Raw genomic sequence first — 15,134 nt, forward strand, 5'->3', positions numbered from 1 at the left:
ATTACTGTGTTAGTACGGCTTTAAACTACTTCCGGCGCCGCGGCTAAAAGTTTACATAGTCCATGGACCGCGCATGGGTTGGTCAATGAGGCGATTCGCACCTTCATCGTCAATAAATTCCTGTTTTATAGGATCAAATTTCAGTGAGCGACCCAAGCGCAAAGCGATCAGTCCCATGTTAACTATGGTACAGGAACGGTGTCCGTTTTCTTCATTCAAAGCAAATTTCTGACGACTTTTAACGGCATCAACGAAATTGGTAACCTGTGGTTCCGGATCCGGGAAAGCAGCCAGTTTCTTTTCAAGATCCTGAATATCGGATTTAAAATTTGGATAAAGTTTTCCTTTTGGTCCTTCGATGTAAGCCACATTTTCATCTTTGCCTTCACCATCCAGGATAATCTGGCATCCATCCGCATACGTGTATGTAATGCGTCTCCAGGTACCAACTGCTTCGGTATGCTGCTGCGGAGCATCCACTTCCACGCTTACCGGACTGGTATCATCTTTTCCAAGGAAATATTGAATTGGGTCAATATAATGCTGGCCCATATCCCCCAATCCGCCGCCATCATAATCCCAGTATCCACGGAATGTCTGATGCACACGGTGTTCGCTATATGGTTTGTAGGGAGCAGGGCCGAGCCACATGTCATAATCCAGTTCCGCCGGTACCGGCATGGGCTGATTATCTGTTTTTCCCACCCAGTAAAATTTCCAGTCAAAGCCCGTATGTTTGCTCACGGTAACTTTCAAAGGCCATCCAAGCAACCCGCTCTGAACCAATTTTTTAATTGGCTTTACGGTCGTTTTCATGCCATAGAAATTATCCTCAAAACGGAACCAGGTATTCAGACGGAAAATTCTTCCGTGCTGCTGAACTGCTTCCACCAAACGTTTTCCTTCACCGATCGTTCTTGTCATCGGTTTTTCACACCAGACATCTTTTCCGGCGCGGGCTGCATCAGCGGCAATGATTCCATGCCAGTGTGGAGGCGTTGCCACGTGCACAATATCGACTTCCGGTAATTGAATTAATTCACGATAGTCGGAAAAAGTCTTAACGCCTTTATCCACAAGATCTACCGCTTTTTGAAGATGGGTTTTATCAACATCACATAGGGCAACAACCTTGGTTCCGGCATACGGAATATGGCCGCGGCCCATGGAACCGACGCCCACAATTGCTTTTGTAAGCTGGTCGCTTGGTGCAATAAAACCTTTACCCAGTACGTGACGGGGCACAATTGAAAATGTGGCGAGCGTCGCCAGCGAACCTTTGATAAAGTTACGCCTGGACGAAGAAGTGCCTTTCTTTTCTTTCATTAGTTAAGGGATAATTTAGGAATTGAAAAGTTTAGGATCGTAAATAATATTATTAAATACGTGTGAAATTATGACATTATTTATAATGGAACAAAAGGAGATGACTTATTCTAAGTTTTATTTCAGTTTAACTTCTTATGCCACAATAATTTGGTAAAATTAATTAACGGCAATTTTTCAAACTGTTGAAAGTTTATAGTACGGAATAATATAAAAGCTGCAATCCGGATATGAATTGCAGCTATATAAAATGAATTTGCAAAAAGATCCAACCTATTTTTTCAATTCCTCAGACAGATTATCCACAAAACTTTTTTGTGCCGCCACTTTTTCAACATCTTCTGTTTTTCTTGGTGCAGCGGAGGACAAGATTTCATATTTATCTTTTTTGATCAAAACATCATCTTCAATTCTTACCGCTATTCCCCACCATTTTTTATCACAATTGCTGCCCTCCGGAATATAAATTCCAGGCTCTACGGTAATGATCATATTTTCAAGCAGCTTGTCATAAATGCCTTTGTCATGTACATCCAATCCAAGGAAATGTGAACAACCATGCGGGAAGTAGGTCCGGCTTTCCGATTCATCTTTCAAAATACCCAGTTTTACCAATCCTTTTGCTACCACATCACGGGCTGTTTTTTCAATTTCCTGAAAAGATGTTCCCTCTTTGCAAATTTTAAAAACCGCCTCCTGTGCGTCAATAACGATATCATAAATCTGTTTTTGTTCCGGAGTGAATTTGCCGTTTGAAGGAAAAGTTCTGGTGATATCAGCAGAATAGCCGTGGTATTCCGCGCCAATATCCATCAGTATCATTTTGTTATTCCCAACACTGGTTGCATTGTTTTCAATATAATGCAGCACACAGCCATTGGCACCGGCTCCGGCGATAGACGGGTATCCGACATATTCAGCACCCAGTTTTTTATGAATAAATTCCTGAACTCCCTGCAATTCAAGTTCCGACATATCAGGCTTAATCGCTTTCATAGCTTCCCGATGCGCCAGAGCAGATATTTCTACTGTTTTTCTCATCAAAACCAGTTCTTCGGCAGTTTTAATTTGTCTTAATTGTTTGGTGTAAAGACTGTAAAGCGCAGGATTATATTTCATTGCATCCATTTCTGCCAACAGCTTCGTCACTTCTGTTGAATCTTTTACCTGTATGATTTTGGTAACAAGCGAATTATTTTTGTACCGTTCGTTTTTGTCAGCCAACGCCTGGTAATAAGAAGTAAGTCTTGGGACAGAAGCTAGTAATTTAGGATATTGTCTAAGCGACATTAAATCGCCAAGTACTTCATCGTCAAAATCTTCCGGCATTGCCGTTTTCTTTTTGAATGTTTTTACCAAATCGTAAATGTCATCCGACTGGTTAAGTTTATCAGCAATATCCTGTGGGAATTCAAAAATGATTTTATCAAATTTTGAAAGATCAGGTGCATAACGCCCGAAGTCTTCGGCATTATAAACATGGGAAAAACCTGCGGCTTTCACACCTTCAATACCAAGACGTTTTCCAGTCCATTGCTCTCTCTGCGCATCTTTTTTCTGAACAAAAAACAATTCGTTGTAAGACCTATTGGCGGAATCTTTCTGGTTGTCTTTAAAAATCAGCAATACAGCATTCGGCTCGTTGTATCCGCTGAAATAATACAGATCAGGATTTGGGTGATATTTATAATCTACATCATTGGAAAAATTCCTGACCGGATAGGCGAAAATCGCCATTACTGAATTGGGAGGAAGCAATTGTCGGAGTGCTTCACGTCTTCCTTTGTGGAAATCCTTTGTAAGATAATCCGTGGGCACAGGAATTTGTGCGAAGCCGATTGTGGCCCAAAAGGATAAGAGCAAAGTGGCCAGTTTCGCTTTAATCAGAATATTTTTTGTTGAGATATCTTTCAATTTTCGGGTATATTTATATTTAATGAATTGATTGCCAAATTATTATATCAAACTTTTCACTCACAATGTTATATTAATCCGATATTTGACAGAATCGAAAGTACATAATTGTTTTCTTTTTTCATTTTTTATCGACTATCGGGTTGATCACCAGCAACTTTATTCATTATGGGAAATTTGAAATCAATCTCGGATATAGACTTTCACAATTTGATCAAACCTGAATATTTCCCGTCTCCGGATGCCTGGGAAGATCAGGTTTTATATTTTTTACTGCTCGATCGCTTTTCGGATAATAAAGAAAAAGGTTTTCTTGATAATGAGGGAAACATCATAGGCACCGGAAATACTGCAAAATATTTGCCTGTGGATTTTGAAAATGCAATTCAAACAGATCCGGAAGCGGCAACATGGAGAGAAGCCGGACAAAAGTTTGTCGGAGGAAATCTTGTTGGTTTGAAAAGTAAAATCGGTTATCTGAAACGGCTCGGAATTTCTGCGATCTGGATCAGTCCGGTCTTTAAACAAGTGGCATCGCAGGAAACTTATCACGGTTATGGCATTCAGGATTTTCTGGATATTGAACCAAGATTTGGCACAACGCAGGACCTTATTGATGTGGTAAAAACAGCGCATGAACATGGAATTTATGTAATCCTTGATATTATTTTAAATCACAGCGGTGATGTTTTTGGTTATATAAACGGTCAGCCGGATTATCAAAATGGTAAAACTTTCCCGGTAGAAGGATTTAGAAATGCTGCCGGAACTCCTGATTTACCGCTTGGTTTAGTTGGTGATGACAAATATCCGGATGCCGCGATTTGGCCAAAAGAACTGCAAACCGCTGACGCATTTACGCAAAAAGGAAAAATAATTCATTGGGATGATAGTCCGGAATTTCTGGAAGGTGATTTTGAAGTACTGAAAGATTTGCACCACGGCTCTGGTACTGTTGATAATTATAGTCCATCCGATACGCTGATTGCTTTAACCAAAGCATATAAATACTGGATCGCGCTAACCGATATTGATGGTTTCCGGATTGATACCGTAAAACATATGGATCCCGGTGCGACGAGATATTTTGCATCTGTGATCAAAGAATTTACAATGACGATTGGGAAGGAAAATTTTTACCTGATCGGAGAAATAACCGGTGGGCGCCAGAGAGCTTTTGATACTTTGGAAATTACCGGTTTAAATGCTGCGCTCGGTATTGATGATATTCCCGATAAAATGGAATACCTGGTAAAAGGTTACCGGAATCCTGCTGATTATTTTAATCTTTTCAGAAACTCGGAACTTGTTCATAAAGAATCACATATCTGGTTCCGGAATAAAGTTGTGACACTTTTTGATGATCATGATCAGGTGAGGAAAGGTGATAATAAGGCACGTTTCTGTGCAAATGATTCCGGTGCTTTATCGCTTATCGCCGTTGTTGGTTTAAATCTTACTTCACTTGGTATTCCCTGCATTTATTATGGCACGGAACAAGGTTTTGACGGAAAAGGTGGAAATGATCGTTACATCAGGGAATCCATGTTTGGTGGAGATTTTGGCGCTTTCCGGAGTAAGCATGCACATTTTTTCGATGAAGAAAATCCCAGGTTTCCTGAAATTGCTAAGATTGCAGCGATAAGAAAAGAACATTTTGCACTGAGAAGAGGCCGTCAATATTTAAGACAGATTTCTGGGAACGGAACAGAATTTGGATATCCTGTTTTAATGGGCGACCGGATGACGACCATTGTGGCATGGTCAAGAATTTGTGATGAGGAAGAGATTTTGTGCGCATTTAATACCGATCAGGAAAATGAAACCATCGCTTACGTCACAATTGACGAAAGTTTGCATGAAATCGATTCTAATCTGAAATGTTTATACGCTTCCGCCCCGAGTCCGGCCCAGGTTAATGTTGAAACAAGAAATGGCAAGGCTGTTCGCCTCACCATTCCTCCTGCCGGTTTTGTAATTTATGGTTGACCAAAGTCTTTCAATAAGTTAGTTTGAAAACTTTTGCCAGTGCCAGGGAAACATAATAGTAAGTTTTGTCGCCGGTTCTTTCCAAATCTGTTGGCATCATTAACCCACCTGCGATCGTAGTTCCGTCACCACTTTGAATTTGTCCTGTAAAAGGAACAAAATTCGGAGGTGTTGTTGTCAAAGAAAATTCGGCGAAAGAGACAACAAGTGGTTTATTCCCGGGTGTAAGAACAATGTCGACCAAAGTCGTAAATTTTTCTCCGTAAGGTTTTATAACTCCGCCTGTACTAACCTCTTTAATTGTAGCCAATCCCTTAATAAAAGGTCCCCCGCTAAGCGAAGTAACAAGGAATTTTGATCCATCATAAACAATGCCGGTTGGTACAAAATCGATGGTGTCAGTTGGCGTGTAATAGGGATCAAACTCAGCAAAAATGCTAAGTGACTTATCAGCAGCACGATGAACGATGGCATTAGCAGCTGCATCGGTAATATAGAGATCGCCTTCCGGCCCCCAGGTCATATTAAATAAATTAGATTCATTTTTAGGGATTTTAAATTTGGAACCCAAAACAAATGCACCGATGGGTTCAGAAATCAATGTTGAGGCATCAATAGCAGGATCTGTTCCGGGTTTAAATTTGGAAACATCAGCAATGAATAATTTCCCATCTGGCCCATGTAAAATGTAAAGCTTTCCGTCTTTATATGTTAAGTGAGTCAATCCGCTTGGTGCTTTTTCAGGACTGATAACGGAATTAAAACCAATAATGCCAGGGTAAACTTTTCCATCGGGCGTAATCACAGAAATTTTGCCGGTTTTTCCCGAACCGTCTCCCTGCTCTGTTATCCACAAATTATTATTTGCATCATGTGTAATTCCAAGTGGAGCGGCAAATCCGCCGGCAACTTCATCGGATTTAAATTGTGTCGGTTCCTGAAAAAAGTCGTGATCCGTACAGCTTGCGACAACGAAGGCCAACAGAAATAAATTACGTAGAAATGGTAAGGTTTTCATAAGATTTCAACTTAAAGGTGATTTGTTGTAAAACAGTTAATTAAGTTTATAATCAGGAGGGGTTGACAAAAGTGATTTACGGAAGACCGTGCAGATAGGTATAAATTGCATTCAATTCTTCATTTGTATAGTTGAAAGCTTTCCAGGGCATTGCCGGATTTAACTGCTTTCCATTAGGTTTTTTGCCAGTTTGAAGTGTTGTCACAAAACCTTCGGAAGTCCATTTTCCTAAATTTCCGGTTGAGCTGATGTCCGGAATAGGTGGTTCGTTTGGTCCGTGTGCTTCTCCTCCCTTGAAATTTTCTCCGTGACAACCTGTACAGGTAATGGCCAGATATTTTCCGTATTCAGGTGTGACGGAAACCGCAACAGCATCAACAGGAACGGCATTGTGATCTATCTTTTCGGCTGGCAAAAGTGGAAATTGATCAAAAAATGTGAGAATTCTGCCGAGGGGTTTTAAGGATTTGATCCTGTTTTCTTTATCAACTGGCGGACGGGTTTTGACGTAACTTATCAATGAAGCCATATCCTGATTTGAAATCTCATATATTTCATGAGATGGCATAAACCAAAGTGCGCGGTTATCTTTACCAAGTCCATGACGCAAAGCCCTGATCCAATCCATATCACTATAATTTATTCCTCCTTTTCCACTTGTAATGTTGGTGCTATATAAAATTCCAACAGGAGACGTATCATCTGCGAAGGCAATTCCACCGGAAAAATCTGTTCCGTGACAACCGGTACATGCCCGAATCTCAGCCAAATGTTTGCCTTTTGCCAAAGAAATACTGTCCGTAGGAATGGCCAAATTCTGCACTTTTACTTCATAAACTTTATTCACCCGCGACTCCACATTAAAGTAGATATAGGTGTAAAAAACCAGAAGAAAAACAAGAAGTCCGCCAATGATAATGCCAGTCCGTTTCAGAATTTTAGTGATCATAACAAAAGGAGAAATGCAAATTAACAGATCTGAAACTTCCAGTCAATTTTTCGCAGGAAGAGATCAGATGTAATTTTCTAACAGATTTTTACATTGTCGAAATATAAAAATCCGATTGATAATCAGTCAAGTAAATATTATTTAGCGGTTTGTTTTATGAGTTAACGGTAACAAATTGTTTGACCAAAAATTGAACTATTGGGCGCCAACGAAGAAACCCGGTCATTCTCAACAAAGAGATGTAACCGGGTTTCTGAAAAAAACTTTTTAATGTTATGCTTCTACAAAGGGATATTTCCGTGTTTTTTTCTTGGCAGTGTGGCAACTTTATTTTCCAGCATACTAAAAGCACGGATGAGTTTTTCTCTGGTTTGTTCCGGGTAAATTACCTCGTCGATATAACCGCGGTGCGCTGCGCGGTAAGGGTTTGCAAACTTTTTAGTATAGGTATCGATTTTCTCATGCAATTTTTGAGCCGGATTTTCAGATTCTGCAATTTCCCTTTTGAAAATAATTTCAGCAGCACCGCTTGCGCCCATCACGGCGATTTCCGCGGTCGGCCAGGCATAATTCATATCGGCTCCAATGTGTTTTGAATTCATAACATCATAGGCACCACCATATGCTTTGCGGGTGATCACTGTGATACGCGGAACCGTAGCTTCGCAAAATGCAAATAACAGTTTTGCACCATTTGTGATTATTCCGTTCCATTCCTGATCAGTACCAGGCAAAAATCCGGGAACATCTTCCAATACAAGTAACGGGATATTAAAACAATCACAAAAACGTACAAAACGCGCTGCTTTCTGACTTGCGTTTATATCAAGGACACCGGCCAAAACAGCTGGCTGATTCGCTACAATTCCTATACTTCTTCCTGCAATTCTTGCAAATCCGACAACGATATTTTCTGCAAAGTTTTTGTGGACTTCAAAAAATGTTTCAGTGTCCGTTAGTTCCTCGATTACTTCGCGGATATCGTAGGGTTGATTTGGATTTTCGGGTATGATATCATTTAATGCTGGCCGCGTTTCACTGCCTGGTTCATAGACTAATCTCGGCGCATCATCCTCGCAGTTTTGGGGAAGATAACTCAGAAGTTTTTTAATATTCAGCAGACATTCTACTTCGTTTGGCGTGACGAAATGTGTAACGCCGGATTTTGTCGCATGGGTCATGGCACCACCCAATTCCTCAGAAGTAACATCTTCATGGGTAACGGTTTTAACAACATTTGGTCCGGTCACAAACATATAACTGCTGTTTTCCACCATCATGATAAAATCCGTAATCGCAGGCGAGTAAACAGCACCACCAGCGCATGGACCCATGATGGCCGAAATTTGTGGAATAACGCCGGATGCCAGAGTGTTTTTGTAAAAAATATCGGCATATCCTGCCAGAGAAAGTACGCCTTCCTGAATCCGTGCTCCGCCAGAATCATTTAAACCAATAACGGGAGCGCCGTTTTTCATGGCAAGATCCATGATTTTACAAATTTTCTCCGCATGTGTTTCCGATAGGGACCCACCGAAAACTGTAAAATCCTGGGCAAAAACGTAAACTAATCTTCCATTGATTTTGCCATAACCTGTTATAACGCCGTCGCCAAGATAATGCTCTTTGTCCAGTCCAAAATCTCTGCTTCTGTGCATTACAAATTTGCCGATTTCTTCAAAAGTACCTTCGTCAATAAGAATAGAAACCCTTTCACGAGCGGTTAATTTTCCTTTTGCATGTTGGGTTTTAATCCGGTGTTCGCCGCCTCCAAGGTCAGCTTCTGCGTTTTTTTTATCTAATTGATCCTTTTTCGAAATTGCGGCAGACGTTAATTCCATGTAATACAGACGATATGGTTACATTTGTTTTTGAACAGATTCATAAATATAATGTCATTTTAACGGAATCGGGAAATTTTTGCATTTCTATGAGGCAAATTGGTACGGGCTTATCTTTTTTGACGGTTTTTCTTTTCCTGGTTTTGGGAAACAGTAATGCGCAAACGACCGGAGGAAAAAGCGGACTTAATTTTCTGCAACTTCCCTCGCAGGCAAAAAGTACCGCGCTAGGCTCGAATCATATGACTATTTCAGGAAATGATCCGGCACTTTTTTTGCAGAATCCGGCACTGCTTGACTCGTCAAAACAAGATCAGGTTTCAGTTAATATAATGCCATACCTTGCTGATACCAGGTTTTTAAATCTGGCTTATGGTCATGAAGTAAAACGCACTTCCGGAACCTGGGCTGTTGGTTTACAGTATCTGAATTATGGTACTATTACTGAGACGGATGCTTCCGGTAATGTTGTTGGGGAATTTCGGGCTGCTGATTATGGATTATCTGCCGGATATGGACAAACCGTTGGTGCTTTTACGCTGGGCGGTTCTGTCAAATTTGTCGGTTCATCCATAGAATCCTATCATGTTTATGGAATGGCTTTTGACTGGGGTGGCGTTTTCAAACATCCTAACCAGGATTTCACGATAGGTTTTGTAGTAAAAAACCTGGGATTTTTGAAGCAAAATTTCACAGGAGCAAATACGCCGGTTTTACCCTTGGATCTGAGAACCGGGATAACTTTCAAACCGAAATATATGCCAATACGGTTTTCGGCGACAATTCATCACCTGAATAGTTTTGACATGGTTTACAACGATCCGAATTTGTTTTTTACTTATGATATCAATGGGGTCAGAATTCCAAGAAAAGTAGGAGTGACAGAGAAACTGGCCCGACATTTATCAATAGGAGCAGAATTATTGCTGGATAAAAACTTCAAAATCCTTCTGGGTTACGATCATTTAAAAAGACAGGAATTGAAATTATATAATGCAGGAGGATTGGCCGGATTTTCATTCGGAGCCTGGCTTCGTGTTAAAAGATTTGAAATCAGTTACGGAAGAGCGCAATATACGCCTGGGTTTGGAAGCAGCTCTTTGTCGATTTTGATGAATTTGAAGAAGCAATAACTATTTCTTCAAAATCAATTTACTAGTAAAAGCTATACGTTTATCTTCCAGATTCCATTCAGCTGTTTTCCGCTTAACCAGGTCAGGGAATTTACGACTGATATCTCTCAGTGCATTCCCAACCGATTTTCGTACATATTCACTTTCATTCTGATTATGCTGACTTATCAACTGGATTGCGATCTCCGGATTTTCTTTGAAACAAGGTCTGGAAGTCCATATTCTCAATCCTTCAATTACAGCCCGAACGACATTAGGATTTTCATCTGAAAGCCAATTTTCAATTTCAGGAAGAGCAGATTTGTAACCAATTTGTTTTGCGTAGTAATCAAAAGCTTTGGCAAGCATTTCCTGCACCCGCCAGTTTTCATCCTTTGAAACCTGTGTTTTTAGAATTTTTAAAGCAGAAATATTTTCAGCACAAAGAGCTCCAAATAAATACGTTCCTAGCATTCTGCCCTGGTAACTTTCATGTTTAATAAGTTCCTGGGCAATTTCAAAGTGATTAAGATTTTCGTCTTTTATTAAATCATCACCTGCGGATATGATATGTTTGAAGCCGTGTTCGGTTTTGGTGAGGTGGGAGAGGAGTGTGGTGAGATTGGTATCCAGCGTCATCATAAACACCATTAAAATTTACTTGTCCTTATTATAAGTTTGTATAATTCTTCTGTTGTTACAAACTTATTCCATTTTTTCTTTTGTAATCCTGTTAACAATTCTTTATCACCACTCCATAATTTTGCCTTGGCATGTTCTGTTAATACTATGAATTCAGTATCATCTATATCAATGTCATGTGTCAGTTTCTCAGATTTTTGGTACACCTCCTTGGAATGAGCCTGATATTAATAAATCTGATTCTTCCTGTAATTAATTGAATAATTCTGTTCAATTCTTCTTCTGAATACCCTGAAATTTTCCTGATTTTATCTCAGTGTTCACTAATTTCGGTTAGTAATTGCTCAGTTGAATAAAAGTTTAATCTGGATTTAGGTAAAAGTAAAATTTGAGCGATTCGACTGTTAGTGTTAAGGATTGCGCTAAAAGCAATATTCGTGTCTACTACAATTCTCATAAGCCAAGTTTAGACTTGGTTTCAGTCCATCTTCCTTTTTTTATTTTTTTTACTAAATCATCAACTCCTTGCTGGGAAACTGTTGCGTTTTTGGAGAGTTCTTTAAATTCAAACAAATCCGCCATATCCTGTAAGTCATCTAAATTAACAGTCACTGGTAAACGGAAAATTACCTCATTTTTTGTTCTTTCTATGATCATGGTTTTTTATTTAAATATACAAAAAACAAATTTAAGTTGTCCGGATTATCCTTCTTTGAAACCAAGTTTGGACAATCTGGAATTTATAGACCCGACGTTTCTACCAAAAATTTCCATTAATTGCTTAATACTGTTTCCTTCCAGATAAAGTTTTGAGAGTAAAAGATCGTCATCCTGGCTCCATGGCATGTAAGCATTTAGATGGCGTTCTTTGGAATTTTGCATTACACTTTTAGTAATGGCTTTTTCCGAAGAAGGAAAATGTTTGAGGGCACTTTGAAATGCGTCCATTATTTTGTGGATATCTTCCTCAAAAATCAGTATTTGATGTCTTTCGAATTCACCGTCTTGGAGTCGTTTGCTTTCAGTAATCTTTACATATTTTAACCGTTCCCGTGTTTGTTTAACGTCAAGAAAGTAGGTGCGTTTTCCAGCATCAACTTTTAAACTTTCAATAGTGTTGTAATCCGCCATGTCAAATTATTTTAAGGTTTGTTTGTTGATGTAACCCAAAAATAAATTGTGGAAACGAGATTTTTAGTCGGGGAAAGTCTTTATGCAATCTTTGCATAAAGATTTGTTAATCAGTCTTTGTTGACTAATTTTTGCGCGGATTTGGTGTTGGTTTTTGGTATGAATAAGTGTAATTATAGGAGGGGTATTTTGATCAGGATAAGTAGATATTCCGAAGACAAAGGAAGTCAGGCAACTTAATTTAACAAATTTTCAACTTCCTGTTTTAAAATTGGTAGATGTCTTATAACAATTCCCCATATGATATCATCGGAAACAGCATCACAGGCATGAATAATTCTATTTCTTGTATCAACAAGTTTTCTGGAATTGGTAATCACAATAGATTTATCTCTTTTAAGAATCCGACTCATGGCTTCGCAATAATTTCAATGTTTCGTTCGACGGCTCTTTTTGTTTTTAAATCAGCCTTGTATTTCAAGAATTCTTTTGGACCATCGTTAAAAAAATCTCAATCTCGGAGACGGCATTTAAGATATCGTAGAGCCAAACTTTTATTTCATCGTCCATAAACAAGTTTCCTTTGCAGGTTAATGGATTTTCTGAAATATGGATTTTTGATAGCTTGTTCTTCAAGTAAATCGATTGGTCTTTTTAGAATATCTTGAAGAGAAAATTTGAGATCGAAATAATTATCAGCATATTCTTCAATTTCAATTGTTTCAAAATCAACGATTAGATCTATATCGCTATCATTATTAAACTTTTCAGTCAGAACTGAACCAAAAGCATACAAGCTTTTCACTTTGTGGGTTTCACAAAGTTGAATGATCTCCGAAGTGTATAATTCTAGCCTTTTCATCTATTCTAAATTGATATTGAAAGTATTACAAAAATACATATTTGTTTCTTCTTTAATAGGCAACAAATTGTATTAGATATTCTCAATAACCTCCCCCTTCTCCAATTTCAAAAACTTCGTCACACAGGAAGGAATTTCATTCAGGTAATGTGAAACATAAATTAGCGTTCGTTCAGGTGTATCGCAAATTGCGTCTACCACGGATTTGAAATATTCAATCGAAATGGTGTCCAATCCCTGACACGGTTCATCCAGAATTAATAATGGTGGATTTTTCACCAAAGCTCTTGCCAATAAAACCAAGCGCTGCTCGCCTTTTGATAGTTGAGAGAAATCTTTTTCAATCAACGCATGTACGTGAAGAAGTTCAGCAACTTCATGTACACGTTCAATCTGGATCTCAGTCAGTTTTTTGAAAAAGATACCCGTCGCGTCGAAAAAGCCGGATGCGATGGTTTTGAAAACAGTTGTATTTTTTGGAAAATAAAGATGAAGCTCAGGCGAAACGTGACCGATTTTCTGTTTGATATCCCAAATGGAAGCACCGATCCCGCCGCGTTTTTTATCAAATAAATCAAAATCATTTGCAAAACGTTGTGGATTATCTGCTGTGATAATGCTAAGCAAAGTTGATTTTCCGGATCCGTTAGCACCGGATAAAGCCCACTTTTCTCCTTTATTAATTTTCCAGTTGATACCTTTTAAAATTTGATCTTCGCCATACTTAACCCGGATATTTCTTAGGTCAATGGCTACTTCAAAATCCTTAAAATTGGGTTCTCCAAAGTTTGCCAGTTTTTGTGGGTCCGGTTTTGGAAAAGCTTCAACATTATGGTTTGTGATCTGATATTCACCGACAGAAATCAATTTTTCAATACTTCCGTGATTCATTTCAAGGATATTGGTAACACAAGGCGGAATTTCTGTTGCCGAAGTTGCAATGATTATTGTGACACCGGATTGAGCCAGTTCACTCAAAGCATTTCTCAAAACTTCACGCGAATGAACATCAAGTCCGCTGAACGGATGATCCAGAAGTAATATTTTAGGATGTTTTAACAGCGATTTTGCTAATAACATCCGTCGGGTTTCTCCATTGGATAATGTGACAAAAGGGTGGTCTAGCAAATGGGAAATGGATAACAATTCACTCACTTTTTTTAATTGCTCTTCATTTACTTTTGATGGTGCAAGCTGAACCGAATTGTCATTTACAGTTCCGACAGGTTTCAATTGATCTGTCAAAATTGCTCTTACAGATGGCGCTCTTTCCGCTTCATAAGCATGAAAACGCTGCTGATAATATTCTGCTCCTGCACTTACGATTCGATTGAAGGAATAGTCATTGGGTACAAATTCAATAATCTCACGAACCGGCTGATCGAATCCGTAACTTAATTTGCCTTTGGCCACCGGCCATTTTCCGGCGATAATATCGAGTAACGTAGTTTTTCCTGATCCATTCGGTCCGATTATAGCCCAGTGTTGTCCGGATTTTATTTTCCAGTTCAGATTTGTTAATACTGTGGTATCGTACTTTTTTACAAAAATATTTTCTAATGACAGCTGGCTCATAAGGAATACTCAAATCAAATTAATCTTCCGCGACGGCTATATTCGGCCGGTTACATTTTGGGAACAAAGATTGTGAAGTTTGATAAGAATCAAAAGGAGAAGTGGCCTATAAAAGAAAACACCCGACTCAACTTTTCGCGGAATCAGGTGCTTGACCAGATAATTTATTTTGAAATTACGATGTCACTGGTGCAATTCCATATTAAACTCTTTCATCATTTGATTGATAAAAGCGGGTAAGTCATCCGTTTTTCTGCTGGTTACCAAACTGTTGTCAGTTGTTACATTATTGTCGGTCCAGATTGCTCCGGCATTTTCCAGATCATTTTTAATCGCAGCATTGGAAGTCAAGGTTCTACCCAAAACTACATCTGCGTCAATCAAAATCTGCGGACCGTGACATATAGCTGCCACCGGCTTATGATTCATGAAAAATGAACGAACAAATTCAATTGCTTTTGTATTAGTTCGTAAGGCATCCACACCCATCACACCGCCCGGGATAACCAAAGCGTCATAATAATCTGCTCTTGCATTATCTAGCGGTACATCTACTTTATGCGTTCCACCCCAATCTACATGGTTCCAACCTTTTACTGAATCCTTATTAGGTGATATAATATGGGTCGTCGCACCATTTTTGTCCAGAGCCTCCCTCGGACATGTCATTTCCACCTGTTCAAATCCGTCGGCTACCAAAATGGCAACCTTGATTACATTTGATGTCGAGTCCATGATTATATTAATTTGAATTATTGCATGAAAATTTTTAATA

General features: G+C 39.0%; 16 protein-coding genes. 2 read left to right on the top strand and 14 right to left on the bottom strand.

What is annotated here, in order from left to right; genetic code table 11:
* Positions 1–51: 51 nt before the first annotated feature.
* The gene (locus tag IEE83_RS01970) at positions 52–1,326 is read right to left on the bottom strand and encodes a Gfo/Idh/MocA family oxidoreductase (protein WP_194118957.1); all 1,275 of its coding nucleotides are present in this window, start codon (positions 1,324–1,326) and stop codon (positions 52–54) included.
* Between the two features lie 273 nt (positions 1,327–1,599).
* Complete coding sequence (locus tag IEE83_RS01975) at positions 1,600–3,240, bottom strand: aminopeptidase P family protein (protein ID WP_228101638.1); 1,641 nt, start codon at positions 3,238–3,240, stop codon at positions 1,600–1,602.
* Between the two features lie 168 nt (positions 3,241–3,408).
* Here IEE83_RS01975 and IEE83_RS01980 point away from each other — a divergent pair, with 168 nt between their 5' ends.
* A complete protein-coding gene (locus IEE83_RS01980; RefSeq protein ID WP_194118958.1) occupies positions 3,409–5,229 on the top strand; it encodes an alpha-amylase family glycosyl hydrolase in 1,821 nt (606 codons plus the stop codon).
* Between the two features lie 10 nt (positions 5,230–5,239).
* On the opposite strand, the gene IEE83_RS01985 is transcribed toward IEE83_RS01980, so the two are convergent.
* From IEE83_RS01985 to IEE83_RS01995, 3 genes are all read right to left on the bottom strand, one after another.
* Positions 5,240–6,247 carry a ScyD/ScyE family protein gene (locus IEE83_RS01985; RefSeq protein ID WP_194118959.1) on the bottom strand — a complete coding sequence of 336 codons (1,008 nt, stop codon included), beginning with the start codon at positions 6,245–6,247 and terminating at the stop codon, positions 5,240–5,242.
* 76 nt (positions 6,248–6,323) lie between these two features.
* Positions 6,324–7,196 carry a cytochrome c gene (locus IEE83_RS01990; RefSeq protein ID WP_194118960.1) on the bottom strand — a complete coding sequence of 291 codons (873 nt, stop codon included), beginning with the start codon at positions 7,194–7,196 and terminating at the stop codon, positions 6,324–6,326.
* A 281-nt stretch (positions 7,197–7,477) separates the two neighbouring features.
* A complete protein-coding gene (locus IEE83_RS01995; RefSeq protein WP_194118961.1) occupies positions 7,478–9,037 on the bottom strand; it encodes an acyl-CoA carboxylase subunit beta in 1,560 nt (519 codons plus the stop codon).
* A gap of 89 nt (positions 9,038–9,126) precedes the next feature.
* On the opposite strand from IEE83_RS01995, the gene porQ reads away from it, so the two are divergent.
* On the top strand, positions 9,127–10,170 hold the full coding sequence (gene porQ, locus IEE83_RS02000; RefSeq protein ID WP_228101639.1) for a type IX secretion system protein PorQ: 1,044 nt from the start codon (positions 9,127–9,129) through the stop codon (positions 10,168–10,170).
* Here porQ and IEE83_RS02005 read toward each other — a convergent pair whose 3' ends face one another.
* The 9 genes from IEE83_RS02005 to IEE83_RS02045 form a co-directional block, all read right to left on the bottom strand.
* The gene (locus tag IEE83_RS02005; RefSeq protein ID WP_228101640.1) at positions 10,171–10,791 is read right to left on the bottom strand and encodes a HEAT repeat domain-containing protein; all 621 of its coding nucleotides are present in this window, start codon (positions 10,789–10,791) and stop codon (positions 10,171–10,173) included. It abuts the gene before it with no gap.
* A gap of 8 nt (positions 10,792–10,799) precedes the next feature.
* Complete coding sequence (locus IEE83_RS33505) at positions 10,800–10,997, bottom strand: PIN domain-containing protein (protein WP_194118962.1); 198 nt, start codon at positions 10,995–10,997, stop codon at positions 10,800–10,802.
* Between the two features lie 107 nt (positions 10,998–11,104).
* Positions 11,105–11,248 (bottom strand): PIN domain-containing protein, encoded by a 144-nt coding sequence (locus tag IEE83_RS33510; protein WP_194118963.1) that lies wholly within the window; start codon positions 11,246–11,248, stop codon positions 11,105–11,107.
* Entirely contained in the window at positions 11,245–11,448 is a 204-nt protein-coding gene (locus IEE83_RS02020; protein ID WP_194118964.1) for a hypothetical protein, read from the bottom strand. Before IEE83_RS02020 ends, IEE83_RS33510 begins: the two co-directional genes overlap by 4 nt.
* 45 nt (positions 11,449–11,493) lie before the next feature.
* A complete protein-coding gene (locus tag IEE83_RS02025) occupies positions 11,494–11,922 on the bottom strand; it encodes a DUF3276 family protein (protein WP_194118965.1) in 429 nt (142 codons plus the stop codon).
* Between the two features lie 236 nt (positions 11,923–12,158).
* On the bottom strand, positions 12,159–12,335 hold the full coding sequence (locus tag IEE83_RS32800) for a HepT-like ribonuclease domain-containing protein (protein ID WP_228101641.1): 177 nt from the start codon (positions 12,333–12,335) through the stop codon (positions 12,159–12,161).
* A gap of 146 nt (positions 12,336–12,481) precedes the next feature.
* The gene (locus IEE83_RS02035) at positions 12,482–12,784 is read right to left on the bottom strand and encodes a nucleotidyltransferase family protein (protein WP_194118966.1); all 303 of its coding nucleotides are present in this window, start codon (positions 12,782–12,784) and stop codon (positions 12,482–12,484) included.
* Positions 12,785–12,856: 72 nt separating this feature from the next.
* On the bottom strand, positions 12,857–14,359 hold the full coding sequence (locus IEE83_RS02040; RefSeq protein ID WP_194118967.1) for an ATP-binding cassette domain-containing protein: 1,503 nt from the start codon (positions 14,357–14,359) through the stop codon (positions 12,857–12,859).
* Positions 14,360–14,542: 183 nt separating this feature from the next.
* The gene (locus tag IEE83_RS02045) at positions 14,543–15,094 is read right to left on the bottom strand and encodes a type 1 glutamine amidotransferase domain-containing protein (RefSeq protein WP_194118968.1); all 552 of its coding nucleotides are present in this window, start codon (positions 15,092–15,094) and stop codon (positions 14,543–14,545) included.
* Positions 15,095–15,134 lie beyond the last annotated feature (40 nt).

The organism is Dyadobacter subterraneus (genome assembly GCF_015221875.1).
GTDB classification, from domain to species: Bacteria; Bacteroidota; Bacteroidia; order Cytophagales; family Spirosomataceae; genus Dyadobacter; species Dyadobacter subterraneus.